Source organism: Pseudomonas sp. GW821-FHT09E12 (assembly GCF_059416085.1).
Map to the genome: position 1 here is coordinate 43,247 of NZ_JBWKOM010000005.1, position 24,656 is coordinate 67,902.

Here is a 24,656-nt window from a genome sequence, read left to right on the forward strand (position 1 = left end):
ACTGACCAATAGAACAAGAACGTAGACGGGCATGAGAACGATGGATGCACGCCCACAACACAGGCGTGGCGCCATGGCTCTACCGTCATTGTGTGAAGGTGCCAGGACGGCGGCTTCATCGTGAGATGCCATGAATTTCATTCTTTATTCGGATGTTAACGACGGCTCCATCAGCCAGAGCCTCGGGCGTCCGGAATACAGCTATTACTTCGTGCTCAAGGCCTACCGCCCGGTGCTGGAAAGCCTTGGGCGCGTGCATGTGGTGCAGACGCCGGCCGAGGTTGACCGGCTGTATCACGAACTGCGGCTCAAGGGCGAAGACTGCCTGTTTCTTTCGTTCACCCCACCCCAGAAAACCCCGGTCGACCTGGACTGCCCGACCCTGTGCGTGGTGGCCTGGGAGTTCGATTCGATCCCCCACGAATACTGGGATAACGACCCGCACCAGGACTGGAGCCGCACCCTTGGCCGCCATGGCCGGGTGATCACCCTGTCCAGCCATACGGCCCGTGCGGTGCGTCGGGTGCTGGGTGAGCATTTTCCGGTGCTGGTGCTGCCTACCCCGTTGTGGGAGCGCTTCGATGGCGTCCGCGGGCAATACCCCAATGTACCGGTCAACGCCGGCACCACCCTGCAGATCAAGGGCTGCATCATCGACAGCCGGACGCTGGGGCTTTGCGCCGATGGCCTGATCGCGCCGGTACTGGAAGAGGTGCCACCGCCTCCTGCTCCAGTCGAAGTCGAGGCCGAAATCGTCGAAGCCCCGCCACTGACCGCCAGGCGCCGGCTGTTCATCGCCAAGCACTATCTGCGCGAATGGTATCGGGCGCTGGCCGGCGGCGAATGGCGCCGGCCGCTGTTCATCAGCAAGCACTATGTTCGCGAATGCTACCGCGAGGGGTTGCGCGACCGGGTCCCCGCGCGCCTGCGGGCGCTGATGGCGAAATCGAGACCGGAGCACGCGGCAGCGCTGCCCGTCGTCCTGCCGGCACCCGCGCCTGAGCCGGAACACCCCCAGGCCGTCCTCCCGGCCACCGACCAGCAGGTGGAGTTCCAGGTCGATGGCGTGGTCTATGTCAGCGTGTTCAACCCCGACGACGGCCGCAAGAACTGGCATCAACTGATTACCGCGTTCTGCTGGGCGATGCGCGACACCGAAGACGCCACCCTGGTGTTGAAGATGACCCAGAACGACCTGTCGACCTATTACGTCGAAATGCTGACCCTGCTGTCGCAGCTGTCACCGTTCAGCTGCCGGGTGGTGGCCATGCACGGCTATCTGGACGACGAGCAATTCGCAAGGCTGTACGGCGCGGCCAGTTTCTACGTCAACGCCTCGCGGTGCGAAGGCCTGTGCCTGCCGCTGATGGAGTTCATGGCCTGCGGCAAGCCGGTGATCGCGCCGCTGCACACGGCCATGCTCGATTACATCGACGAGGACGTGGCCTTCATCGTCAAGTCCAGCCAGGAGCCGGCGATCTGGCCGCAGGACTCGCGCATCCTGTTTCGCACCCTGCGTCACCGCCCGGATTGGGGCTCGTTGAAAACCGCTTACCAGGACAGTTACCGCATGGCCAAGGAAAACCCCGCGGGGTACCAGTCGATGTCCCTGGCCGCGGCCCGGCGCATGCAGGAGTACAGCAGCTTCGCCAGCGTCCAGGGGCGCCTGCGGGAGTTCTTCGCCCTGACCCCGCTGACCGAGGCCGGTGGCGCGTCCTCCCTGGCCGTGGCGGGTAACGCCTGATGCTGATCCTCATCCATTCGGAAACCAACAAGAGCAACATTCAGCAGAACCTGGGCCGTCCCGAATACAGCTACTACTTTGTGCTCAAGGAGTTCCGGCCGGTGCTGGAACGCCTGGGCCAGGTGCTGGAGGTCAGCAACCCCGACGAGCTGGTGGACCGCCTGTATTTCGACTGCCAGAGCCGCGGCGAGGCGTGCATCTTCCTGTCGTTCTCGCCGCCCCATCGCACGCCCAACCATTACGCCTGCCCGACCATCCCGGTGTTCGCCTGGGAGTTCAGCACCATTCCCACCGAAAGCTGGCAGGGCGAGCCGCGCCATGACTGGCGGCTGGTCCTGGGCACCGCGGGCGCGGCGATCACCCATTCCAGCTTTACCGTGCGAGCGGTGCGCGATGTGATGGGCGAGGACTACCCGATCTGCGCGATCCCGGCCCCGGTCTGGGATCGCTTCGCCCGCCGTGGCGAGCAACTGGGCAAGCAGCCACGGGCGTCCCGTGTGACCCTCAACCTACACGGACTGTTGCTCGACAGCCGGACCCTGGACCTGAGTGCCTACGGCCCGGGCACGCTGCACGAAGGCATGCCGCTGGCGCTCGATGCCACGGCCCGCGACTGCCAGCTGCTGCTCGACGGGGTGGTCTACACCTCGGTGTTCAACCCCTACGACGGGCGCAAGAACTGGCAGGACATGATCAGTGCGTTCTGCACCACCTTTCGCGACTGTGCCGACGCCACCCTGGTGCTGAAACTGACCCACCACGATATCGGCAACGCGCTGGCCGACATGCTGCACCACCTCTACAAGAACCAGTCCTACCAGTGCCGGATCGTGCTGATCCACGGCTTTTTGTCCGACCCGGACTACGAGCGGCTGGTGGAGGCCACCCGCTATGTGGTCAATTCCTCGTTCGGCGAAGGGCAGTGCCTGCCGCTGATGGAGTTCATGTCCTGCGGCAAGCCGGCGGTGGCGCCGTGCAACACCGCGATGGCCGACTACATCGACCACGACAACACTTTCATCGTCGACTCCACCGACGAGTTGACCGCCTGGCCCCACGATCCCCGGGCGGCCTACCGGACCCTGCGCTACATCACCAACTGGGACTCGCTGTGCTCGGCCTATCGCGCCAGCTACGACGTCGCCCAGCAGGACCCCGAGCGTTATGCGCGCATGTCGAGCCATGCGATCGAAAGCCTGCGGCGCTTCTGTAGCCAGGCCACGGCTGAACAGCGCCTGGGCGAGTTCTTCCAGCAGGTGCTGGAGCGGCGCAAGGCGCCTGCCACCCCCGGGCTTCCCGCGTGATGCGGGCGTTTCTGCGGCGTTTGCGCAGGGGCGCGCCGTTGCCCGCGCCGCTGCTGGCCGAAGCGCCCAGGCCCGCGGTTTCTCCCCGCGATTGCGGCTTGCGCGACGCCATGCTCGATGGCTGGTTCCGTTCCGAAACCGGCGAGCTGCTCAAGGGCTTTGCCATCAGCGCCGACGACACCCTGCTCGATGTCGGTTGCGGCGAAGGCGTGGCGACGCTGTTCGCCATGCGCCAGGGCGCTTCGGTGATTTTCACCGACAGCGAGTTCGACAAGGTGAGCGACCTGGCCCGGCAAGTCGCCGAGCAATCGGACGTAGCGGCCCTGGGGCTGGTCAGCAACAGCCTGCCGTTGCCGCTGGCCCAGGGCTGCGCGAGCAAAGTGGTGTGCATGGAAGTGCTGGAGCACATCGAACAGCCCGAGCCGTTCCTCGCCGAGCTGGTGCGCATGGGCCGTCCCGGCGCGCAGTACCTGATCAGCGTTCCGGACCCGGTGGGCGAGCATTTGCAGAAGGGCATCGCGCCGTCCGGCTACTACCGCGCGCCGAACCATGTGCAGGTATTTTCCCGCGAAGGCTTTGGCCAGATGATCGAGGACGCCGGGCTGGTCATCGAACATCGGCAGGCCACGGGCTTTTTCTGGGTCATGGGCATGATCTTTTTCTGGGCCAGCGAACGGGCCGCCGGACGCGAGCCGCCGGGCGCCGTGCGCGACCGCATCCAGGCGCCGTACCCGGCGCTGATGGAAGGCTGGGCGCGGACCTGGGAGGAGCTGCTGGCGCAACCCGACGGGCTGGCGATCAAGCAGGTGCTCGATGGCTTCATGCCGAAAAGCCAGGTCATCATTGCCCGCAAGCCGCTGTCCGGCGCCGTGGCTGAGCCGTCTTGAACGACAAGCGGATCATGGACATCGAGCTGCTGCGGGGCATCGCGGTGCTGGGCGTGGTGTTCCATCATCTGCAAGGCAATCTGTTTCGCGACGGGCTCGCCTGGTTGGGCAGCGTCGCCGCCTACGGCCAGTTCTGGTGGGGCGTGGACCTGTTTTTCGCCATCTCCGGTTTTGTCATCGCCCGTAGCCTGATCCCGCAGCTGCGCGCCTGCACCAGCGCCGCGCAGTGTTGGCAACGGACCCGCGACTTCTGGATTCGCCGCGCCTTCCGCCTGCTGCCCTCGGCCTGGTTGTGGCTGCTGCTGATGTTGCTGGCGAGCCTGTTCCTCAATCGTTCGGGGGCCTTCGGTAGTCTGCACGCCAACCTGTGGGCCACGGTTGCCGGCCTGTTGCAGTTCGCCAATTTCCGTTTCGCCGACAGTTTTTTCCACTACGAGTACGGCGCCAGTTTCGTCTACTGGAGCCTGTCGCTGGAGGAGCAGTTCTACCTGTTGCTGCCGCTGCTGGTGCTGTTGTGTCGCAGGTACCTGGCCTGGGTGTTGCTGGCGCTGGTGGTCGTGCAACTGGTGAGCTTGCGCTCGGTGCTGTTGATGTTCATCCGCACCGACGCCATGGCCCTCGGCGTGCTGTTGGCGCTGTGGACAGCCCGATCCAGCTACCGGCACTGGGAGCCGGAGTGGCTGGGGCGGCATCCCGGGCTCGGCCCGTTGCTGCTGATCCTCTCCTGCCTGGGCATGGGCTGGCTGGCCACCGATGGGTTCCATGCGACTTTTTATCGGGTCGGCGCCCTGGCGCTGCTCTGCGCGCTGCTGGTGTGGATCGCTTCCTACGACCGCGACTACCTGTTACCCCGCGGCCCGCTGAAAAACCTGCTGGCCTGGGTCGGCAGTCGTTCCTACGGGATCTACCTGATCCATATCCCGGTGTTTCTGCTGGTCCGCGAAGCCTGGTTCCGCCTGGCGCCCCTGGGCACGACCGGGCTGAACGACCAGCCGCTGCTGGCGCTGGCCTGCGCCCTGGGCCTGCTGCTGTTGCTGAGCGAACTCAACTACCGTGTCATCGAGTTGCCCCTGCGCAATCGGGGCGCCGAGCTGGTGCAACGCCTGGGCACATCCCGTTCTCCCGTTCCTTCCACTGGAGTCACTTCATGCTGAGCCTTCTGAAAAAACTCACGGCGAGCGCTCCTGCGGCCGTAGCGCCCGACGCACCGCCGCCGGCCAAGGTCGATCCGTACATGCTGGGCCTGCAGGACGCCATGCTCAGCGGCTGGTTCAACCAGGAAAACGGCGAGCTGTTCACCGGCTTTCCGGTGACGGCCGAGGACACCCTGCTGGACGTTGGCTGTGGTGACGGCGGCAACGTGCATTACTGCGCGATGCGCGGGGCGAAGATCATCATTGCCGACATCGACGCGGCCAAGGTCGAGGCGACGCGCCAGCGCCTGAGCGATACGCCGGCCCGTGGCGTGGAATGCCATGTCACTGACTGCAACCCGCTGCCGATTGCCGACGGCACCGCCAGCCGGGTGGTGTCCACCGAGGTCATCGAGCATGTGGACGATCCGGCGCAGTTTCTCTGCGAGCTGGTGCGGGTCGGCCAGCCGGGCGCGCTGTACCTGTTGAGCGTGCCGCACCCGAGCTCCGAGGACCTGCAAAAGGACATCGCCGCGCCGGAGTATTTCCAGAAGCCCAACCATATCCGCATCATCAGCGAAGAGCAGTTCAAGCAGATGGTCGGCGACGCCGGGCTGGAGGTGCTCAGCCATAGCCAGTACGGCTTCTACTGGTCGATGTGGATGCTGCTGTTCTGGGAAGCCAAGGTCGAATTCAGCAACCCCGACCACCCGCTGCTCGACCAATGGGCCAGCACCTGGCAGACCATCCTCAACTCGCCGCGCGGGGTGCAGATCAAGCACGCGCTGGACGCCGTGGTCGCCAAGAGCCAGGTCATCATCGCCCGCAAGCCAGCCTGAACCGGCCCCTGTAACCGCTGCCGAAGGCTGCGCAAGGCCGCAGGGCCTCCCGCGATCTTGCGACCTTGCGCGCCCTTCGGTCGCGATCGCAGCCTGCGGCAGCGGCTACAGAGCTTCAGGCCTGTTGCACGAAAGTCAGGCGCAGGGCGAAGCCGATCAGCAGGCTGCCGAACAGCCATTGCTGGACCCGCTGGGCGGCGCGGTTGTGCGCCAGCCAGCGGCCGATCCAGGCACCGGCCAGGGCGTAGGCGCTGTCGAACAGTAAACCCACCAGCACCAGCAGCAGGCCGAGGCTGGCGAACTGCGCGGCCACGGGGCCGGCCTGCGGGTCGATGAACTGTGGCAGCAGCACCGAGCAGAACAGCAGCGCCTTGGGGTTGAGCAGGTTGGTCAGCAGGCCGCGGCGGATCGCTTCGCGCCAGGGCAGGGCGCTCGCGGCCTCGCCGTTTTGCAGACTGGGCAGCAGGTTGGCCCGCAGGCACTGCACGCCAAGCCACAACAGGTACGCGGCCCCGCCCAGGCGCACCACCTCGAAGGTCCAGGGCGCGGCCTTGAACAGGGCGGCCAGGCCCAATGCCGCCAGTGCCACATGAGAGCCCCGGGCAATCGCCAGACCCACCGCGGTGGCCAGCGCCAGGCCCTTGCCCTGGCGGGCGCCGGTTTGCAGTAGCAGGATCATGTCGGGGCCGGGCAGCAGATAGACCACCGCCAATGCCAGGAAAAACATCCACAGTTGCGCCACCTTGCCACCCCCTTTCGTTGTCGATTCGGTAGGTAGAGTCTAGGGCCGAAGGGCAGGGCAGGTGCTTGCGTAGTCAGCCAGCAAGGAGGTGGAAATTGGCATAATCTTCCACCTGGACATGGAGTGACTATCGGAAAATGCCAAAAATGAAACTGGACGCCTACGACCGCAAGATTCTCGCCGCCCTGCAGCGCGACGGCCGCCTGAGCAACGTGCAACTGGCGGAGGAGATCGGCCTGTCTCCTTCACCCTGCCTGCGCCGGGTACGGATGCTGGAAGAAGCCGGGGTGATTCGCGGCTACCAGGCCAACCTCGATCGTGATGAAGTGGGCCTGGGGCTGACGGTGTTCGTCGGGGTCAAGGTCGAGCGGCACACCGATGAGCATTCCGAAGCCTTCCACAAGGCGGTGACGGCGCTGCCGGAGGTGCTTTCGGCGTTCCTGGTGTCCGGCGAGTCGGACTTCCTGCTGCAGGTGGTGGTGCCGGACCTGCGCGCCTACGACCGTTTTCTTACCGGCAGCCTGCTGAAACTGCCGGGCGTCAGCGATATCCGCAGCAACTTCGCGATCCACACGGTGAAAACCCCGGGCGCGCTGCCGCTGGGGCATTTGCCGACCTGACGCGATCATCTGTAGCCGCTGCCGAAGGCTGCGATCGAGACCGAAGGGCGCGCAAGTCTCAAGATCGCCGAGGCCCTTCGGGCCTTACGCAGCCTGCGGCAGCGGCTACAGGTTCTACATCTGCGTCGCCATCCCTTCCACATCCATCGCTGCCTGGCGCAACGCCTCGGAGCGGGTCGGGTGCGGGTGGCAGGTCAGGGCAATGTCTTCGGCCGAGGCGGAAAACTCCATGGCCACGCAGTATTCACCGATCATTTCGCTGACGCTCGGTCCTACCAGATGCACGCCGAGGATTTCATCGGTCTGCGCGTCCGCCAGGACCTTGGCGAAACCTTCGGTCTCGTGGTTGATCTTGGCCCGGCTGTTGGCCGTGAAAGGGAACTTGCCGGCCTTGTAGGCCCGGCCCTCGGCCTTGAGCTGCTCTTCGGTCTTGCCGACGCTGGCCAGCTCCGGCTTGGTGTAGATCACACTGGGGATCAGGTCGTAATTCACTTCGCCGGCCTTGCCGACGATCTGCTCGATACAGGCCATGGCCTCGTCCTCGGCCTTGTGGGCAAGCATCGGCCCGGACGTGACGTCGCCAATCACCCACACGCCGGGAGCCGCGGTGCGGTGCCGCTGGTTGGCGAGCATGCCGCGCGAGTCGGTGCCCAGGCCGACGTTCTCCAGGCCCAGGCCCTGGGTGTAGGGCCGGCGGCCGATGGCCACCAGCACATAGTCGGCTTCCAGCAGCTCCGCCGTGCCGCCCGCGGCGGGTTCGATACTCAACTGCACGCCATTGGCCGAGGTGCTGGCGCTGCTGACCCTGGTGCCGAGCCTGAAGGCGATTCCCTGCTTGGCCAGGGCCCGTTGCAGGGTCTTGCCGGCTTCGCCATCGACACCGGGGCAGATGCGGTCCAGGTACTCGACCACCGTCACCTGGGCCCCCAGGCGCCGCCAGACCGAACCCAGCTCCAGGCCGATCACTCCGGCGCCGATCACCACCAGGTGCCGGGGCACTTCGCCGAGGGACAGCGCGCCGGTGGAGTCGAGGATGCGCCGGTTGTCGATCTCCACCCCGGGCAGTGGCGTCGGCTCGGAGCCGGTGGCGATCACGATGTCCCTGGCCTGCAACCGGGTCTTGGCCCCGGCGCTGTCGGTCACCGTGACCTGGCCCGGGCCGTCGATATGGCCCCAGCCCTTGATCCAGTCGACCTTGTTCTTGCGAAACAGGAACTCGATGCCCTTGGTCAGGCCGGCCACGCTGTCGTCCTTCTGCTTCATCATCTGGGCGAGGTTGAGGCTGGGCTTGACCTCGATGCCCAGTTCGGCGAATTCCTTGCCCATGGCCGCGTCATACAGCTCCGAGGCGTGCAGCAAGGCCTTGGACGGCATGCAGCCGACGTTCAGGCAGGTGCCGCCGAGGGTGGCGCGACCTTCGACGCAGGCGGCCTTGAGGCCCAGCTGGCCGGCGCGAATGGCGGCGTTGTAGCCACCGGGACCACCACCGAGGATGACGACGTCGTAGCTGCTCATGGCTGTTCTCCTGCAATCGGAAAAGAAGGCTTTAAAGGTAGTCGAGCAAAAAATTATGATCGTAATATGAGTGCGCAAAGCAACCCTGGTCAAGCACGCAATTGCGTCTTCCTTGTAGGAGCGAAGCTTGCTCGCGAAAGCCGCGAAGCGGCGTGCCGTCAACCGGCACGCGTTATCGTTGGCGATCTTTTCGCGAGCAAGCTTCGCTCCTACAGAAGAAGGGGATGAGTGTTCAGGTCCACCAGTAGCGCACGAGATGGAAGAAGATCGGCGCGGCGAAACACACCGAGTCCAGGCGGTCGAGCATGCCGCCGTGGCCTTCGATCATGTGGCCCCAGTCCTTCACCCCGCGGTCGCGCTTGATCGCCGACATGACGATGCCGCCGGCGAAGCCCAACAGGTTGATCAGCAGGGCGATCAGGAACGACTGCCAGATAGTGAACGGGGTGATCCACCACAGCGCACCGCCGATCAGCGAGGCCAGGAGGATGCCGCCGACAAAACCTTCCACGGTCTTGGATGGCGACAGCCGCGGGGCGATCTTGCGTTTGCCGAAGAGCTTTCCACAGACGTACTGCAACACGTCCGACATCTGCACCACGATCACCAGATAGGCGATCAGCAACAGGTTGCGCCCTTCGTAGCCGGCGATGTCCAGGGTCAGCAGCGCCGGGACGAACGACACGCAGAACACCGCGATCATCAGCCCCCACTGGACCTTGGAGGCGCGTTCCAGGAAGTGCGTGCTGTCGCCGCCCAGGGACGCGAGGATCGGCAGCAGCAGGAACACATAGACCGGGATGAAGATCGAGAACAGCCCGTACCAGTCGAAGTAGATCAGCAGGTATTGCACCGGCAGGGCCAGGTAGAACGCCGCCACCAGCGCCGGGTAGTCGCTGCGCCGGGTCGGCATCAGGGTCAGGAACTCGCGCAGGGCGTAGAAGGACACCGCGTAGAACAGCAGGATCACCGCGCTGGTGCCGAGCCAGAAGGCGATGCCGATCACCAGCACCATCACCCACCAGGCGTTGATGCGCGCATTGAGGTTGTCGATCACCGAACTCGGCGCGCCACGACTGCGCAGCTTGAGCAGAAAACCGATCAGCGAGGCCAGCACCAGTACCGCGCCGATCCCGCCGAACAACATCAGGGTTTGCCTATCCATCTCAAGAATGCTCCGGGGCCATGGCCAGCAGCGCTGCGCGGCTGCGTTCGAGGAATTGCTCTTTGCTTTCGCCGTCCTCGAGGGACAGCGGCGCGCCGAAGCTGGTGGTGCATAACAGCGGCAGGGGCAGGAAACGGCCCTTTGGCATCACGCGGTTGAGGTTGGCGATCCACACCGGAATCACCTGGGCCTGTGGGTAACTTTTCGCCAGATGGTAGAGGCCGCTCTTGAACGGCAGCAGGCCTTCCTCCTCCAGGTTGCGCGTGCCTTCGGGGAAGATGATCAGCGAATCGCCGTTGGCCAGGGCATCGAGCATTGGCTGCAAGGGGTTATCCACAGGCTCCTTGCGCTCGCGGTCGATCAGCACGCCATTGAACACCCGGTTGATGAGGTAGCGGCGCAGCGGGCGGGTCTGCCAGTAATCGGCGCCGGCCACTGGCCGCGTCACCTTGCGCAGCGCGGGCGGCAGCGAGGCCCAGAGCAGCACGAAGTCGCCGTGGCTGCTGTGGTTGGCGAAGTAGATGCGTTGCACCGCCTGCGGCCCGCAGCCGAGCCACAGGCTGCGCGCCCCGGTGATGGTGCGGGCGGCGGAGGTGATGAGGGTGGCGACCAGGGGTTCGAGCATGAGAATTCCTTATCCGGCGACGGCCAGCCAGGGGCTGGCCAGGATGAAGCCCAGTGTCAGCAGTACTTGCGCCGCCAGCAGCCAGGCCTGGCGACGCAACAGGTTGAGGGCGCCGTGGCTGCGTTGTTGCCACGGGCGGCCGCCGGCATTCGCCGGTTGCAGGCCGAGGGCGCTCAGCGCCTGGTCCAGGGCAGCGCTGCGTTCGGCCAGCGGCAGCGGGCTGTCCGCCACCCGCTGGAACAGCTCGGCATCGAAGGCCACCCGCAACGCCCAGTACTTTTGCAGCAAGCCCAGCACCAGCAGGGCAACACTCAGGACGATGGCCCAGGGGGCGGACACGCCGAGCAGCCACTGGCCGAGGCCGAGCAGGGCGCCGAGCAGGCTCAGGCCTGTGGATAACAGGTCCAGCGAATGCCCGCGGCGCAACAGGCTGGCCACCGCATGCAGTTCCATATCAGTGGCCATGGGCGCTCCCCTGGGCTGTGGATAAAGGCTCCAGGGCCTTGCGGTGCGCGGGTTGCAGGACGATCTGCGGGCGCGCGCGGCGGATCTGCACGATCGCCGCATCGACGCTGGCGGCGCGGCCTGTGTACAACAGCCAGGCGGCCACGGCGGTGGCGCTGCGCGAATAACCCAGGGCGCAGCAGACCAGCAGCGGCGCGTGCTCGCGCAGGCTTTCGATGGCTTGCGCGGCCTCGCGGCATTGCTCGGTGGTGGGCGCGGTCAAGTCGAGCACCGGCACGCAGCGATAGGCCAGGTGGCGACCGTCCACGGACAGTTCGGCACACAGGTCGAGCACCGCGCTGAACGGGCTGTCCTGTAGTTCGCCCGGGGTCGGGATGCGCCCCAGCCAGACGTTATCCACAACCTCGTCGGGCTGTGGATGCTGGCGTGTCCATAGCCGGGAATTGATCCAGGCCGCCGCCAGATAAGGCGCCAGCAGCCAGCGCGTGGCGTTGCCCAGGCGGCCGTCCGCGCCCTTCTGGAAACCCTTGGCGTCGAACAGCCCATAGTTCAGCGCCACCAGCAGCAGAGCCAGTGCCGGCCACAACAGCCACAACCAGGCACCGGAAAAGGCCAAGGCCGGGATGGCAAGCGCCGCGGCGCCCACGGTATAGAACGACGCCAGGCGCCAGCGCTGGCGGTCGCGGGCCAGGCGCAGGTTGTGCAGCATCCCTGGGCGGTCCAGCGGCCACAGCCAGACGCACAGCCAGCCGGCCAGGGCGCCTGTGGGCACGTCGATAAAGTGGTGTTGATAAGTGGTCAGCACCGACACGCCGATCAGCGCGAACCAGCCGTGCACCAGCCAGCGCCAGGCGCTCTGGACATGCCGCGCGTAGCAGACCCACAGCACCACCAGCAGCGCGATGTGCAGTGACGGCGCCTGATTGAACGGCTTGTCGAAGCCGGCCAGCACGTCGAACAGCCAGCCGAACAGGCCATCCAGTTCCGGGCGCTGGAAGGTGAAACGCAGCGGCCAGAGCAAGAAGCAACTGACGGCGATGACTTGCGCGGTCAGCAGGCGCAAGGCGTGGCGCTTGAGTTCTTCGCGGCTGGTGGGCAACAACAGGGAAAAACCGTACAGCAGGTCGATCGACCAGTAGGGCACGATGCTCCAGGCCCAGAACGGCATCTGCCGCTCCCAGTCGAACACCAGGCTGCCGACCTCGGCCCGTTGCGCGGTGACCCAGGTGGCGAAGCCGTAGGTGCCGAAAAACAGTGGCGCCAGCAGCAACAGCCAGAGCACCGCGGGTTTCAGCAAGCCGGGCTCGCGGGTGTATGTCGCGGCGACCGTCATCATTGCACCCGCTGCGCCAGCGACACGCTGAAAATGCCCCACTGATCGACGCGCAGGGTGATTCGGCGGAACCCCGCGGCTTCCACCAGTTGGTCCATCTCGGCCTGGGTCCGGCGACGCATGACCCAGGCCTGGCCCGCGCGGTGGCTGGTCAGGGCGCGGGCGATCAGCTCCAGCTGCGGGTGCCACGGTTGCCCGGTGTAGACCAGGTAACCGCCAGGCTCCACGGCGGCGGCCAGGCCCGCCAGGGAATCGCTGACCATCGGGTTGTCGGCGAACAGCTCGTACAGGCCGGAGACCACCGCCAGCGTCGGTTTGGGCGCCAGGGCCGCGAGGTCGTCGCGGTCGAAGGCGTCGGCTTTGACGAAGCGGGCAATCTCGCCCAGGCCTTTCTCGGCGATCAGCGCGTTGCCGTCGCGCACGTTGATGTCGCTGTAGTCGCGCAGCAGGATCGACTCCGGCAGCGGGCTGACCCCCTGCAAGGCTTCGAGAATGTAGCGCCCGTGGCCGGCGGCGATGTCGACGATGCGCACTTCGCGCTGCTCGGCGCGCAGTTTTTCCATGGCCAGGCGCAGCAGTTCTTCCACATGCAGCTTGCGTTGGCGAATGCCGCGCCAGCCGATGGAGTCCAGGTAGTTGCGGTCGATCATCCGGCCCAGGGCCGAGGTGCCGGTGGCTTGGTTGCGGTAGACGTAGTCCAGGGTGCTGCCGGAGTCGAAACCGGTGTCGAAACCCAGCTTGACCCCGGCCGAGAGCTGGCTTCCCAGGCGCATGCTGGCGCGGGTCATGCGCCAGTACAGGTCACGCAGGGAGTTGTGCGGCAGGGGCGCCGCCAGCGCCTCGGACTCGGCGCAGGTCAGGCCCAGGCGGTCGGCGTCGAGCAGGGCAGGGCGGTTCAGCGGTCGAGCGAAGCTCTGCAGGATGAAGCGCCGGGCGCTGGCGACGGCCGGGGCCCGGGCCTTCTCGCCGAGGGTGTCGTGGAAGAAGCCCGGCAGGATGTGTTTTTCCTTGTGCAGGCTGCCCAGGCGCTCGAAGAACTGTTCCTGGGGCCGGCGGTGGACAACGAAGTCGGCGCCGGAGATCAGCAGCTGGGTCGGCACCTGGATCGCTTGGGCATCGGCCACCACCCGTTCGGCGGCTTCGTACAGGCCCAGCAGCACGTTCACCGAGATCGCCTTGGTGATCAGCGGGTCGCTGTCATAGGAGGCCACCCGCGCCGGGTCGTGGCTGAGGAAGCGCGCCTTGACGTAGCTGTTGACGAAAAAGTTGCCGCGAAAACGCCGCATCAGCGCCAGGCCCGGGCGGGCGAAAGGCACGTAGAGCTTGACCTTGAACGCCGGCGACGCCAGCACCAGGGCGCGGATGCGCGGCGCGTAGTCGTGGACCCAGGTGGACGCGATCACCGCGCCGACGCTCTGGGCCACCACGGCCATGTGTTCTTCGTCGATGCCGTGGCTGGCCCGCAGGTGATCGCAGAAGGTCTGCACGTCGCGCACGCTGGTGGCGAAGCTCGGGCTGTCGCCCCGGGCGCCGGGCGACTGGCCGTGGCCACGGGCGTCCCAGGCGAAGAAATCGAAGGCTGGCAGGTCCAGTTCGTCCACCAGGTGGGCGATGCGCGCGGAGTGTTCATGGCCGCGGTGGAACAGCAGCACCGCCTGGCGCGGGGCGTCCGAGGGGGCGGCGGTGGCCGGCCAGTGGCGGTAGAACAGCTCGACGCCGTCGTGGGTGGTGAAGGTCTGGTGGAGAGCTTCGCGCATGGCAACTTCCTTATTCCGAGGGGGCGTTTTGCTGCACTTCTTGTCGTTGGGTGTCTTGCAGTTGTACGTCGAGCAGGCCTTGGCGAACCCGGTTGATCAAGGTGTAGACCAACAACGCGGCGACCAGCGCCAGCACGCCGTTGATCCAGGCGGCGCTCAGCCAGCCCAGGGCGATGCCGGTGGCCAGCACGCCGAGCACGAACGCCCGGTCGCTCTTGCCCATGGGCCCGTCGTAGCGGCGCGAGGCGCCGATCATCGGCCCCAGCACGCCGGCGTATTCGCTGAACAGCGCCAGCAGCGTGACGAGCAGGACCAGCGGCAGGCTGACGCCGGCAATCAGCGCGAAAGGCAGGATCAGCGCGCTGTCGGCAATCACGTCGCACAATTCGTTGAGGTAGGCGCCCAGGCGCGATTGCTGGCCGAATTCCCGGGCCAGCATGCCGTCGATGGCGTTCAGCGCCATGCGCAGGATCATCCACAGCGGGATCAGGATGAACAGCCAGAGGTGGCTGGCGAAGCTGGCGATCAGGGCGCCCACCAGCACCGAAATCACTCCCGCCAGCACCGTGATCTGGTTGGCCGTGGTGCCGTTCTCGTACAGGCGCTGGACCCATGGCCGCAGCAGGTTCTGGAAGCGCGGTTTGAGCTGGTAGATGGAGAGCATGGCTGGACGTTTCCTTGTCACAAAGTGGGCCACGGATTATGGCCACAGATCTCGCGGGCTGGCATCAGCACAGCAGCGGTTTTCCCTGGGTTTGTGACGCGCCCACGGCAAATAAAGGCATAGGTAAGGGACGAAAATTTCACTACTATTGTTATATCGTAACGATTTGTGACAAATACAGCGGCCTGCCGGAGAGTTATCCACAGGCCCGAATGGGTTAACGACCAGCGTTGGGGTGCTATGCAAGTCGATCTTGAGACTGAAGGGGCGGGGGTCGAAGCCTTGCCGAGGTTTCAGCGGGCGGCCTTTCACGAACGCCGTCTGAAGCGTTGGGGCATCGGGCTGGCGGGACTGGCCGGGGTGGGGCTGGTGTTGGCGTTTTTCGTCGGCCTGTTTGCCCCGCAATCCTTATGGCCGGTGTTGCTGGTCAATCTGGCCGCAGCCTTGCTGGTGCTGGTCGGCGGCCTGCAGGCGGCGGGCTGGGTCAGTGCCTGGCGCGCGGGTGCGTTGCGGGCGCCAGAGGTGGCGCCGAGCCCGGAGCCGGTTGCGGATGAACCGCTACCCGACGACGGCTGGTACGAACGCCTGCTGGAGGGCATCAGCCGGCGTTGGTCCAGTTTGTTGGCGCAGATCGGCGCGCCGACCTTGTGGTTGGGCGGTTGGGCCTTGCTGGTGCTGTTGGTGATCGAGCAGGTGTGGAACCTCGGCCTGCCCGCCGGAACCCTAGGCCTGGCGGGCAATGTCGGCGCGGTTCTGGCGCTGTTGCTGGCCTTCGGCTTGCTGGTGTTCGAGCGTCAACTGAGCCAGGAACACCCCGGCGAATGGCCGGAAGCCGCGGCGCTGGCGCAGTTGGCGCGAGTGGCGATCATCAGCCTGGTGCTGGCGGCGCTGTGCCTGTTGTTCAGCAGCGACACGGCGCTCTGGCCGGTGCGCCTGGGCGTGCTGATCGGGGTATTGCCGGCCCTGGTGGCCCTGGAGTTCCTGCTGCGCGCGGTGCTTTCGCTGTTCAGCCCGCGTCGCGCGCAACTGGAGCCGCGCATGCTGGCCCACAGCGTGGTCGCCGATCTGCTGCGCTGGCCGCCGCAACCCTTGCTGGCCTTGCAGCACGAATTGCACAACCGCTTCGGCATCGACCTGCGGCAGATCTGGGCCTTCACTTATATGCGCCGTGCGTTCCTGCCGGTGCTGCTGGTGGTGCTCGGGGTGGGCTGGCTGCTCACCGGCCTGCATGAAGTGCCGTTGCAGGGGCGGGGCATCTACGAGCGTTTCGGCAAACCGGTGGCGGTCTTTGGCCCGGGTTTGCACGCGGGCCTGCCCTGGCCGCTGGGCCGGGTGCTGAGTGTCGAGAACGGCGTGGTGCACGAACTGGCCACCAGCGTCGGCGAAGCGACCAGCGTGATCGAACCGGCCTCCGCCGAAGGGCCGCCACCGTTGGTGGCCAACCGCTTGTGGGACGCCAGCCATGTCAACGACAAGTCCCAGGTGATTGCCAGCGGCGCTGCCGACAAGCAGAGCTTCCAGATCGTCAACATGGACGTGCGCTTCGTCTATCGCATCGGCCTGAGCGATCAGGCGGCGCTGGCGGCGACTTACAACAGCGCCGACATTCCGATGCTGATCCGCAGCACCGCCAGCCGCATCCTGGTCCACGACTTCGCCTCGCGCACCCTCGACGGCCTGCTGGGCGAAGACCGTACCAACCTGGCCGAGGATATCGGCCGCGCGGTGCAGGCCGACCTGGAGAAACTCGACAGCGGGGTGGAGATCCTCGCCACCGTGGTCGAGGCCATTCACCCGCCGGCCGGCGCGGCCAATGCTTATCGCGGCGTCCAGGCCGCGCAGATCGGCGCCCAGGCGCTGATCTCCCGCGAGCGTGGCGCGGCCAGCGAGCAGACCAACCAGGCGCAATTGCAGGCCAGCATCGCCCGCGATCAGGCCCAGGCCACGGCCCATGAAGTGCAGGCCACGGCGCAAGCGGCCGACCTGCGGTTCAGCGCCGAGCAAAAGGCCTATGCCAGCGCCGGCCAGGCATTCGTGCTGGAGCAGTATTTGAGCCAGCTGAGCCAGGGCCTGCGCAACGCCAAGTTGCTGGTGCTCGATCATCGCCTGGGCGGCGCCAACGCACCGACCCTCGACCTGCGTACATTCACTTTGCCGACCGAGCCTTCGGTACCGGGTAACACCGCTCAGCCAGGAGCCGTCCATTGAGCCAGTCCCATTCCCACGATCATCAGGATCACGCCGGCCACGATCACGGCCACGGCGGCCATCACGGACACCATCATCACCACCACGGCGCGCCGGAAGAGGCGGGGCCCTTTCCCTGGCGGCGCATGGCCTGGGCGCTGTTGCTGGTGTTGTTCGCCGTCGCCGCGGCAAGCCTGGTGCAAGTGCGCTCCGGCGAAGCCACGGTGATTACCCGTTTCGGCAACCCGGCGCGGGTGCTGCTGGAGCCGGGCCTCGGCTGGCGCTGGCCGGCACCGTTCGAGGCGGCGATCCCGGTGGACCTGCGCCTGCGCACCACCTCCAGCGGTTTGCAGGATGTCGGCACCCGCGACGGTTTGCGCATCATCGTCCAGGCCTATGTGGCGTGGCAGGTGCAGGGCGATGCGGACAACGTGAAACGCTTTATGCGCGCGGTGCAGAACCAGCCGGATGAAGCGGCGCGGCAGATCCGCACCTTTGTCGGCTCGGCCCTGGAAACCACCGCCAGCAGTTTTGACCTGGCCAATCTGGTGAACACCGATGCCAGCAAGGTGCGCATCGCCGACTTCGAAGCCCAGTTGCGTAAACAGATCGAGCAACAGTTGCTGAGCACTTACGGCGTGCGGGTGCTGCAAGTCGGTGTCGAGCGCCTGACCCTGCCCTCGGTGACCCTGACCGCCACCGTCGACCGCATGCGCGCCGAGCGTGAAACCATCGCCACCGAACGCACGGCCATCGGCAAGCGCGAAGCGGCGCAAATCCGTTCCGCCGCCGAGCGCGATGCGCGCATCGTTCAGGCTGATGCCACGGTGAAAGCCGCGGACATCGAAGCGCAATCGCGGGTGCAGGCGGCGGAGATCTACGGTCGCGCCTACGCCGGTTCGCCGCAGCTGTACAACCTGCTGCGTTCGCTGGACACCTTGGGCACTGTGGTGACCCCAGGCACCAAGCTGATTCTGCGCACTGACGCCGCGCCGTTCCGGGTGCTGGTGGACGGGCCGCCGACACTCGGCAATAAAGCCGCCGGGTCGCAACCATGAGTTTGGTTCCACGTGGAACACATGAACTTGGCAGCCCATGGATTCAGGCCGGTCGTCTGGCGTTTCTCGCCCTGTATGCGGTGACTGTGCTGGCAGCCCTGGCCTGGGCGTTTTCCAATGTGCGGCAGATCGATCCGCAAAATCGCGCGGTGGTCCTGCATTTCGGCACCCTGGATCGCATCCAGAACGCCGGCTTGCTACTGGCCTGGCCGCAGCCGTTCGAACAGGTGGTGCTGTTGCCCGCCGCAGACCGGGTGATCGAACGCCGGGTGGAAAGCCTGCTGCGTTCCGATGCGGCCTTAAAGGGTGACAAGGTGGCCAGTTTCGCCGTGCCCCTGAGCGATGCCCTGGCTGGTTCCGGTTATCTGCTGACCGGCGACGCCGGGGTGGTGCAGCTGGATGTGCGGGTGTTCTACAAGGTCACCGAGCCTTATGCCTTTGTATTGCAGGGCGAGCATGTGTTGCCGGCGCTGGATCGACTGGTGACCCGCAGTGCCTTGGCCCTGACCGCCGCCCGCGATCTGGACACCATTCTGGTGGCGCGTCCGGAACTGATCGGGGCCGACAACCAGGCCGCCGAGCGTCGCGAACGGCTGCGCGGTGATCTGGTGCAAGGCATCAACCAGCGGCTGGCGGATCTGGCGGCGACCGGGCAGGGGGGGATCGGTATCGAAGTGACCCGGGTCGACGTCCAGTCCAGTTTGCCGGGGCCGGCGGTCAGCGCCTTCAATGCGGTACTGACTGCCAGCCAGCAGGCCGACAAGGCGGTGGCCAACGCCCGCACCGAAGCCGAAAAACTCACGCAAACCGCCAACGAACAGGCCGACCGCACCTTGCAGGTGGCGCACGCCCAGGCCGGTGAGCGCCTGGCCAAGGCCCAGGCCGATACCGCGACCATCCAGAGCCTGGCCCAGGCGCAACGCAACGGCACCGACCCGGAAATGCTCTTGCGTATCTACCGTGAGCGCTTGCCGAAGATCCTTGGGCAGGCCGGCTCGGTGACCACGGTCAATCCCCAAGACGATTCCCGCCTGATCATTCAGGGAGCCCAACCATGACTGTTCACACCCATGCCGCCGCGCCGGCGAGCATGCTCACCTCTGCCGAACAACGTAGCGCCGCGCGTCAGCTGACCCTGGCCATGCTCGCGTTGGGGCTGCTCGGCCTGGGCCTGGTCTGGCGCTGGCTGGTCCCGGAGCAGACCGGCGTCAGCCAGTTGCTGCTGGGGTTCGCTTCGTTGCTGGTGGCGCTGCCGGTGATGCGTTCGGCCTGGTACAGCCTGCGTTACCCGAGCCTGCATGGCATCACCGACCAGTTGATCGCCCTGGCCATGCTCGGCGCCTGGGCCACCGGCGACCTGCTGACCGCGGCGCTGTTGCCGATCATCATGATCTTCGGCCACGTGCTGGAAGAGCGCAGCGTGATCGGCTCCCAGGAAGCTATTCATGCCCTGGGTCGCTTGACCCGCAGCCATGCGCGCCTGGTGCAGGCCGATGGCAGCATTGGCGAGGTGGACAACGCCACGCTCAAGGCCGGCGATGTCGTCGAAGTGCGCGCCGGCGACCGGGTGCCCGCCGATGGTTTGGTGCTCTCCGGACAGGCCAGCCTCGACACCGCACCGATCACTGGCGAGTCGGTGCCGCTGGAGGCCGATGTCGGCATGCAGGTGTTCGGCGGGGCGATCAACCTCGACGGCCTGTTGCGCCTGGAAGTGACCCGCACCGGCCACGAATCGACCCTGGGCAAGGTCATCGCGCTGATGCAAAGCGCCGAGCGTTCCAAGCCGCCGATCACCCGTTTGCTCGAACGTTACGCTGGCAGCTACATGGTGCTGGTGTTGCTGCTGGCGGCGGTGACCTGGTTCATCACCCACGATGCCCAGGCGATGCTCGCGGTGCTGGTAGCGGCCTGCCCCTGTGCCCTGGTGCTGTCCGCGCCGGCCACGGCGATTGCCGGGATCGCCGTGGCGGCGCGGCACGGCATCCTGATTCGCAGTTCGGCGTTCCTCGAGGAGCTCGCGGACCTGACCTCGCTGGTGGTGGACAAGACCGGCACCCTGACCTTCGGCACCTTGCGCCTGCAATCGATCGACAGCCCGCGGGAAGATCGCCAGGCCTTGCTGAACCTGGCGGCCAGCCTCGGTTCGGCCAGCAGCCACCCGGTCAGCCGCGCGCTGGCTGGCCTGGTGGCCCAGGAGCATTTCCTGGTGCTGTCGGATATTCGCGAGCGCCAGGGGCTGGGAGTGGTGGCGCAGACCGAGCAGGGCGAAGCCGCCCTGGGGCGTCCCGAATTGTTTGGCCAGCTCGGCATCGCCACCACGGCAGTGCCCGAACATGACGGACCGATTGCCGGGCTGGCGCTGAACGGCGAATTTCTCGCCTGGCTGTTGCTGGCCGACAGCGTCAAGCCGGAAGCGCGGTTTGCCCTCGACGAGCTGCGCGAACTGGGGCTGGGCCGCCAGTTGTTGCTGACCGGCGACCGCCAGAGCGTGGCCGACAGCCTGGCGCGGGATGTCGGCATCGGCGATGTCGAAGCCCAGGCGCTACCAGAAGACAAGCTCAAGCGCGTGCTGGGGGAAATCGACAGCGGTTTCCGGCCGATGGTGGTGGGCGACGGGATCAACGATTCCCTGGCGCTCAAGGCTGGCGTGGTCGGTGTGGCCATGGGCGCGGGTGGGGCGGACATTGCCCTGGCGTCGGCCGATATCGTGCTGATCGGCAGCGACCTGCGGCGCCTCGGCACCTGTGTGCGCCTGAGTCGCCAGTGCCGCCAGACCCTGCAGGTCAATGTGATCATCGGCCTGGGCTGGACCCTGGCCATCGTCGCCTTTGCCGCGTTCGGCTGGCTCGGCGCGGCGGGGGCGATGATCGCGGCGGTGCTGCATAACCTCAGCACCTTGCTGGTGCTGGGCAATGCCGGGCGCTTGCTGCGTTTCCAGGAGCCATTGCTCAAGTTGTAGGGGCGTGGGCCGGGGCGGAAAAGCGCGGGTTTGAGCGTCTGGAGCTAGAATTAAACCAGGTCGAACTGTGCGCCCGCCTGGCGGTCATCTGTGAAGAGGACCCAGCTTCCGGGACGGTCGGCTGGCTGTTCAGCAGGGATTGTTGCACTGCCGGCACTGATGAATTTCAGCTATCAGATCGATAGCCTGCTAATTTTTCAGTATGGTCTAACCTCACTCAGACGTCTGAAACAAGGGGGATAATCCATGCTCGCGCAACTTCCACCGGCCTTACAGAATCTGCAACTACCGCTACGCCTGCGACTCTGGGACGGCCATGAGTTCAACCTGGGGCCGGCGCCCAGCGTCACTATTGTGGTCAAGGACCCGCAACTGGTCACCCAGCTCGCCCATCCCACTCTCAACTCGCTGGGAGCGGCGTTCGTCGAGGGCAAACTTGAGCTGGAAGGCTCTATCAGCGAAGTCATCCGGGTTTGCGACGAGCTGAGCCAAGCGCTGCTGGACAGCGAGGAAGAAGTGCTGCCAGTACGTTCCCTGCACGACAAGGCCACCGATGCGGCCGCCATCTCCTACCACTACGACCTTTCCAACGACTTCTACCAGCTGTGGCTCGACAGCGACATGGCCTATTCCTGCGCCTATTTCGAGACCGGCAGTGAGAGCCTGGAACAGGCCCAACAGGCCAAATTTCGCCACCTGTGCCGCAAGCTGCGCTTGCAGCCTGGTGAATATCTGCTGGATGTCGGTTGCGGCTGGGGCGGGCTGGCGCGGTACGCGGCGCGAGAATTCGGGGCCAAGGTCTTCGGTATCACCCTGAGCAAGGAACAACTGGCGCTGGCCAGGGAGCGGGTGATCGCCGAAGGCTTGCAGGACCTGGTGGAACTGCAATTGCTGGACTACCGCGACCTGCCCCAGGACGGCCGCTTCGACAAGGTGGTGAGCGTCGGCATGTTCGAGCACGTGGGCCACGCCAACCTGGCGCAGTACTGCAAGACACTGTTTGGCGCGGTGCGCGAAGGCGGCCTGGTGATGAACCACGGAATCACCGCCAAGCACACCGATGGACGTCCCGTGGGCCGTGGAGCCGGCGACTTTATCGAGAAGTATGTGTTCCCCAATGGCGAGCTGCCGCACCTGGCGATGATCTCGGCCGAGATCAGCGAAGCGGGGCTGGAGATCGTCGACGTGGAAAGCCTGCGCCTGCATTACGCCCGCACCCTGGACCACTGGAGCGAGCGTCTGGAAGACAACCTGGAAGCCGCCTCCCGGCTGGTGCCGGCGCAAGTCTTGCGCATCTGGCGCCTGTACCTGGCCGGCTGTGCCTATGCCTTCGCCCGCGGCTGGATCAACCTGCACCAGATTCTCGCGGTCAAGGCTCACGCCGATGGCAGTCATGAGCTGCCCTGGACTCGCGACGACCTGTATTACTCGTGAAGCGCCGACGCTAGAGAATCGGTGAAATAAGCCGGGCCACCCGCATGCCAAGCTGTTGCAGGCGGTGGGTTTCCCGGCTTTCTTCTTTGGCGATTTCGCGGGAACGCTCGAAGTCGAGGTTGAGCATATGTTCCACCTCCCTGGCGAAGGCTTCGTCCACGGTCAGCAACATCACCTCGAAATTCAGGCGGAACGAGCGGTTGTCCAGGTTGGCGCTGCCGATCGCGCTGATTTCGCTGTCGATCAGCACCACTTTCTGGTGCAGGAAACCCGGCTGGTAACGGAACACCCGCACCCCGGCGCGTACGGCTTCGAAGGCGTACAGGCTGGACGCCGCGTAGACGATCCGGTGGTCCGCGCGCGACGGCAGCAGGATCCGCACATCCACCCCGCGCAGGGCAGCCAGGCGCAAGGCGGCGAACACGGCCTCGTCGGGAACGAAATAGGGGCTGGTGATCCACACCCGTTCGGTCGCCGCGTGGATGGCTTCGACGAAGAACAGCGAGCAGGTTTCATAAGGGTCCGCCGGGCCGCTGGCCAGCACCTGGCACAGCACGCCGTCATCGGGGTAGGTGTCCGGCAGGATCAGCGGCGGCAATTGCCGTGAGGCCCAGAACCAGTCTTCGGCGAAGGATTCCTGCAGGCAGGCCACCACCGGACCGCTGACCGAAACATGGGTATCGCGCCAGGGTGCCAGAGGCGGTTTTTTCCCCAGGTATTCGTCGCCCACGTTATGCCCGCCGACAAACCCCAGCAGGCCATCCACCACCACTATCTTGCGGTGATTGCGAAAGTTGATCTGGAAGCGGTTGAGCCAGCCGCTGCGGGTGGCGAAGGCATGCACCTGGATGCCGGCGTCGCGCAGGGGCTGCACATAGGCGTGGGGCAGGGAATGGCTGCCGATGCGGTCGTAGAGCAGGTGGATCGCCACGCCTTCGCCAGCCTTTTTCAGCAGCAGCGCTTGCAGGCGTCGGCCAAGGTCGTCGTCGTGGATGATGAAGAACTGGATCAGCACCGCCGTGCGGGCACGTTCGATGGCCTGGAAAATCGCGGCGAAGGTGGCATCGCCGTTGATCAGCAGTTGTACATGGTTGCTGGCCAGGCAGGGCATGCGGCCCAGCTTGGGCATGGCCCGCAGCGAGGTGTAGGCGGCGGAGGCGCGGGCGCTCAGGGCCTCCTCGATCCAGGGGCGCCAGTTCAGCTCGTTGATCGCCTTGCGCATCTCCAGGTTGGCCTGGCGCCGGGCCTTGATATAGGCATCGAAGGTGCTGCGGCCGAACACCAGATAAGGGATAAGGGTCAGGTACGGCATGAACAACAGCGACAGGGCCCAGGCGATGGAGCCTTGGGCGGTCCTGACGGTCAGCACGGCGTGGATGGCGGCGATCAGGCCGAGAAAGTGCAGGGTGGCAATCAGATAGCCAAAAATATGTGGGCCAAAATAATCCATGGGGACAGCCTTGCTCCTGAAGATTCAATGCTGGGGTCCGTATGAAAAGCGGCGTGCCGGGCGCCTTCGGCGCTACGTGCAAACAAGCGCGACCTTGCTCGCCAACTCTTCGTTGCAGACCCTAACAGACCATGTTCGAGCATGATTGTCGCTAATTAATTCGCCATGCAACGCCGCTGCATTTTTGGCGTCTAACGGCCACTACTGTCTAGGAGTCATTCGATGAAGCTTCGTCTACTGGGTTTGGCCATGGCCGCCGTTGTCTCGCTTCCGCTGGCCGCGCAGGCCCAGATGCTGCAACCGGGCCTGTGGGAACTGACCACCAGCAACATGAAAGTCGATGACCAGAGCCTGCCGGACCTGTCGTTGATTCTCGGTCAGTTGCAACAACAGCTGACGCCCGAGCAACGGGCGCAGTTGGAGAAGCAGGGCGTGACCATGGGCGGCAAGGGCATCCGCGTGTGCCTGACGCCGGAGCAGGTGAAGTCCGACACCATCCCGCTGCAGGACCCGCAATCGGGTTGCCGCCAGGAGGTTACCGACCGCACCTCCAACCAGTGGAAATTCCGCTTCAGCTGCCCGAAAGCCCAGGGCTCGGGCGTGGCGAAATTCCTCAGCGATCGTGAGTTCACCACCAACGTCATCGGTACCTTCAATGCCACCGGCTTCCAGCAGAAGGGCAGCATGGACACCCGTGCGGTGTGGCTGGGGCAGGATTGCGGGACGGTCAAGCCAAGGGCCTAAGAGCATCGCGAGCAAGCTCGCTCCTACAGGG

At 65.7% G+C, this 24,656-nt stretch carries 21 protein-coding genes; 12 read left to right on the forward strand and 9 right to left on the reverse strand.

Annotated elements, in window-relative coordinates:
- Positions 1 to 130 precede the first annotated feature (130 nt).
- The 5 genes from AC07PQ_RS15275 to AC07PQ_RS15295 are packed head-to-tail and all read left to right on the forward strand — an operon-like array spanning position 131 to position 5,907.
- Positions 131 to 1,744, forward strand: a complete 1,614-nt coding sequence (locus tag AC07PQ_RS15275; RefSeq protein ID WP_101336348.1) for a glycosyltransferase — start codon at positions 131 to 133, stop codon at positions 1,742 to 1,744.
- A complete protein-coding gene (locus AC07PQ_RS15280) occupies positions 1,744 to 3,048 on the forward strand; it encodes a glycosyltransferase (protein WP_493185827.1) in 1,305 nt (434 codons plus the stop codon). Before AC07PQ_RS15275 ends, AC07PQ_RS15280 begins: the two co-directional genes overlap by 1 nt.
- The gene (locus tag AC07PQ_RS15285) at positions 3,048 to 3,935 is read left to right on the forward strand and encodes a class I SAM-dependent methyltransferase (protein ID WP_492570520.1); all 888 of its coding nucleotides are present in this window, start codon (positions 3,048 to 3,050) and stop codon (positions 3,933 to 3,935) included. The genes AC07PQ_RS15280 and AC07PQ_RS15285 overlap by 1 nt, the downstream gene beginning before the upstream one ends.
- Positions 3,932 to 5,089, forward strand: coding sequence for an acyltransferase family protein (locus AC07PQ_RS15290; protein WP_493185828.1), 1,158 nt, complete (start codon positions 3,932 to 3,934; stop codon positions 5,087 to 5,089). Before AC07PQ_RS15285 ends, AC07PQ_RS15290 begins: the two co-directional genes overlap by 4 nt.
- Positions 5,083 to 5,907, forward strand: a complete 825-nt coding sequence (locus AC07PQ_RS15295; protein WP_101336344.1) for a class I SAM-dependent methyltransferase — start codon at positions 5,083 to 5,085, stop codon at positions 5,905 to 5,907. Before AC07PQ_RS15290 ends, AC07PQ_RS15295 begins: the two co-directional genes overlap by 7 nt.
- Before the next feature lie 115 nt (positions 5,908 to 6,022).
- Here the strand turns inward: AC07PQ_RS15295 and AC07PQ_RS15300 are convergent, their stop codons facing one another.
- A complete protein-coding gene (locus AC07PQ_RS15300; RefSeq protein ID WP_493185829.1) occupies positions 6,023 to 6,649 on the reverse strand; it encodes a LysE family translocator in 627 nt (208 codons plus the stop codon).
- Between the two features lie 146 nt (positions 6,650 to 6,795).
- Between AC07PQ_RS15300 and AC07PQ_RS15305 the strand changes: the two genes are divergently transcribed.
- Entirely contained in the window at positions 6,796 to 7,269 is a 474-nt protein-coding gene (locus tag AC07PQ_RS15305) for an Lrp/AsnC family transcriptional regulator (protein ID WP_007927641.1), read from the forward strand.
- Positions 7,270 to 7,383: 114 nt separating this feature from the next.
- Here AC07PQ_RS15305 and lpdA read toward each other — a convergent pair whose 3' ends face one another.
- The 7 genes from lpdA to AC07PQ_RS15340 form a co-directional block, all read right to left on the reverse strand.
- Entirely contained in the window at positions 7,384 to 8,784 is a 1,401-nt protein-coding gene (gene lpdA / locus AC07PQ_RS15310; protein WP_493185830.1) for a dihydrolipoyl dehydrogenase, read from the reverse strand.
- Between the two features lie 232 nt (positions 8,785 to 9,016).
- Positions 9,017 to 9,949 carry a phosphatidate cytidylyltransferase gene (locus AC07PQ_RS15315; RefSeq protein WP_007927638.1) on the reverse strand — a complete coding sequence of 311 codons (933 nt, stop codon included), beginning with the start codon at positions 9,947 to 9,949 and terminating at the stop codon, positions 9,017 to 9,019.
- Position 9,950: 1 nt separating this feature from the next.
- Complete coding sequence (locus AC07PQ_RS15320; protein WP_007927637.1) at positions 9,951 to 10,574, reverse strand: lysophospholipid acyltransferase family protein; 624 nt, start codon at positions 10,572 to 10,574, stop codon at positions 9,951 to 9,953.
- Between the two features lie 9 nt (positions 10,575 to 10,583).
- Entirely contained in the window at positions 10,584 to 11,039 is a 456-nt protein-coding gene (locus AC07PQ_RS15325) for a hypothetical protein (RefSeq protein WP_007927636.1), read from the reverse strand.
- Positions 11,029 to 12,372 (reverse strand): phosphatase PAP2/dual specificity phosphatase family protein, encoded by a 1,344-nt coding sequence (locus AC07PQ_RS15330; RefSeq protein WP_493185831.1) that lies wholly within the window; start codon positions 12,370 to 12,372, stop codon positions 11,029 to 11,031. The genes AC07PQ_RS15325 and AC07PQ_RS15330 overlap by 11 nt, the downstream gene beginning before the upstream one ends.
- On the reverse strand, positions 12,372 to 14,129 hold the full coding sequence (locus AC07PQ_RS15335) for a bifunctional alpha/beta hydrolase/class I SAM-dependent methyltransferase (RefSeq protein WP_493185832.1): 1,758 nt from the start codon (positions 14,127 to 14,129) through the stop codon (positions 12,372 to 12,374). The genes AC07PQ_RS15330 and AC07PQ_RS15335 overlap by 1 nt, the downstream gene beginning before the upstream one ends.
- A gap of 10 nt (positions 14,130 to 14,139) precedes the next feature.
- Positions 14,140 to 14,793, reverse strand: coding sequence for a CDP-alcohol phosphatidyltransferase family protein (locus AC07PQ_RS15340; protein WP_007927632.1), 654 nt, complete (start codon positions 14,791 to 14,793; stop codon positions 14,140 to 14,142).
- Positions 14,794 to 15,033: 240 nt separating this feature from the next.
- Between AC07PQ_RS15340 and hflK (AC07PQ_RS15345) the strand changes: the two genes are divergently transcribed.
- The 5 genes from hflK (AC07PQ_RS15345) to cfaB all read left to right on the forward strand — a co-directional run bounded on the left by hflK (AC07PQ_RS15345) (position 15,034) and on the right by cfaB (position 22,431).
- Complete coding sequence (gene hflK, locus AC07PQ_RS15345) at positions 15,034 to 17,001, forward strand: protease modulator HflK (RefSeq protein ID WP_493185833.1); 1,968 nt, start codon at positions 15,034 to 15,036, stop codon at positions 16,999 to 17,001.
- A complete protein-coding gene (gene hflC, locus AC07PQ_RS15350; protein ID WP_492570526.1) occupies positions 16,998 to 18,038 on the forward strand; it encodes a protease modulator HflC in 1,041 nt (346 codons plus the stop codon). The genes hflK (AC07PQ_RS15345) and hflC overlap by 4 nt, the downstream gene beginning before the upstream one ends.
- Positions 18,035 to 19,096 (forward strand): protease modulator HflK, encoded by a 1,062-nt coding sequence (hflK, locus tag AC07PQ_RS15355; RefSeq protein ID WP_493185834.1) that lies wholly within the window; start codon positions 18,035 to 18,037, stop codon positions 19,094 to 19,096. Before hflC ends, hflK (AC07PQ_RS15355) begins: the two co-directional genes overlap by 4 nt.
- A complete protein-coding gene (locus AC07PQ_RS15360; RefSeq protein WP_493185835.1) occupies positions 19,093 to 20,997 on the forward strand; it encodes a cation-translocating P-type ATPase in 1,905 nt (634 codons plus the stop codon). Before hflK (AC07PQ_RS15355) ends, AC07PQ_RS15360 begins: the two co-directional genes overlap by 4 nt.
- 246 nt (positions 20,998 to 21,243) lie before the next feature.
- Entirely contained in the window at positions 21,244 to 22,431 is a 1,188-nt protein-coding gene (gene cfaB / locus AC07PQ_RS15365; RefSeq protein WP_007927622.1) for a C17 cyclopropane fatty acid synthase CfaB, read from the forward strand.
- 10 nt (positions 22,432 to 22,441) lie between these two features.
- Here the strand turns inward: cfaB and cls are convergent, their stop codons facing one another.
- A complete protein-coding gene (gene cls, locus AC07PQ_RS15370) occupies positions 22,442 to 23,881 on the reverse strand; it encodes a cardiolipin synthase (RefSeq protein ID WP_102680215.1) in 1,440 nt (479 codons plus the stop codon).
- Positions 23,882 to 24,103: 222 nt separating this feature from the next.
- Between cls and AC07PQ_RS15375 the strand changes: the two genes are divergently transcribed.
- Entirely contained in the window at positions 24,104 to 24,625 is a 522-nt protein-coding gene (locus AC07PQ_RS15375; RefSeq protein WP_007927620.1) for a DUF3617 domain-containing protein, read from the forward strand.
- Positions 24,626 to 24,656 lie beyond the last annotated feature (31 nt).

Bases quoted from the DNA above. Each gene is read 5' to 3' on its own strand.
- hflK (WP_493185834.1), top strand. From the start codon at position 18,035: ATGAGTTTGGTTCCACGTGGAACACATGAACTTGGCAGCCCATGGATT.
- cls (WP_102680215.1), bottom strand. From the start codon at position 23,881: ATGGATTATTTTGGCCCACATATTTTTGGCTATCTGATTGCCACCCTG.
- AC07PQ_RS15275 (WP_101336348.1), top strand. From the start codon at position 131: ATGAATTTCATTCTTTATTCGGATGTTAACGACGGCTCCATCAGCCAG.
- AC07PQ_RS15335 (WP_493185832.1), bottom strand. From the start codon at position 14,129: ATGCGCGAAGCTCTCCACCAGACCTTCACCACCCACGACGGCGTCGAG.
- AC07PQ_RS15330 (WP_493185831.1), bottom strand. From the start codon at position 12,372: ATGACGGTCGCCGCGACATACACCCGCGAGCCCGGCTTGCTGAAACCC.
- AC07PQ_RS15295 (WP_101336344.1), top strand. From the start codon at position 5,083: ATGCTGAGCCTTCTGAAAAAACTCACGGCGAGCGCTCCTGCGGCCGTA.
- AC07PQ_RS15285 (WP_492570520.1), top strand. From the start codon at position 3,048: ATGCGGGCGTTTCTGCGGCGTTTGCGCAGGGGCGCGCCGTTGCCCGCG.
- AC07PQ_RS15280 (WP_493185827.1), top strand. From the start codon at position 1,744: ATGCTGATCCTCATCCATTCGGAAACCAACAAGAGCAACATTCAGCAG.
- AC07PQ_RS15340 (WP_007927632.1), bottom strand. From the start codon at position 14,793: ATGCTCTCCATCTACCAGCTCAAACCGCGCTTCCAGAACCTGCTGCGG.
- cfaB (WP_007927622.1), top strand. From the start codon at position 21,244: ATGCTCGCGCAACTTCCACCGGCCTTACAGAATCTGCAACTACCGCTA.
- AC07PQ_RS15320 (WP_007927637.1), bottom strand. From the start codon at position 10,574: ATGCTCGAACCCCTGGTCGCCACCCTCATCACCTCCGCCGCCCGCACC.
- AC07PQ_RS15305 (WP_007927641.1), top strand. From the start codon at position 6,796: ATGAAACTGGACGCCTACGACCGCAAGATTCTCGCCGCCCTGCAGCGC.
- AC07PQ_RS15360 (WP_493185835.1), top strand. From the start codon at position 19,093: ATGACTGTTCACACCCATGCCGCCGCGCCGGCGAGCATGCTCACCTCT.
- AC07PQ_RS15315 (WP_007927638.1), bottom strand. From the start codon at position 9,949: ATGGATAGGCAAACCCTGATGTTGTTCGGCGGGATCGGCGCGGTACTG.
- AC07PQ_RS15325 (WP_007927636.1), bottom strand. From the start codon at position 11,039: ATGGCCACTGATATGGAACTGCATGCGGTGGCCAGCCTGTTGCGCCGC.
- AC07PQ_RS15375 (WP_007927620.1), top strand. From the start codon at position 24,104: ATGAAGCTTCGTCTACTGGGTTTGGCCATGGCCGCCGTTGTCTCGCTT.
- hflK (WP_493185833.1), top strand. From the start codon at position 15,034: ATGCAAGTCGATCTTGAGACTGAAGGGGCGGGGGTCGAAGCCTTGCCG.
- lpdA (WP_493185830.1), bottom strand. From the start codon at position 8,784: ATGAGCAGCTACGACGTCGTCATCCTCGGTGGTGGTCCCGGTGGCTAC.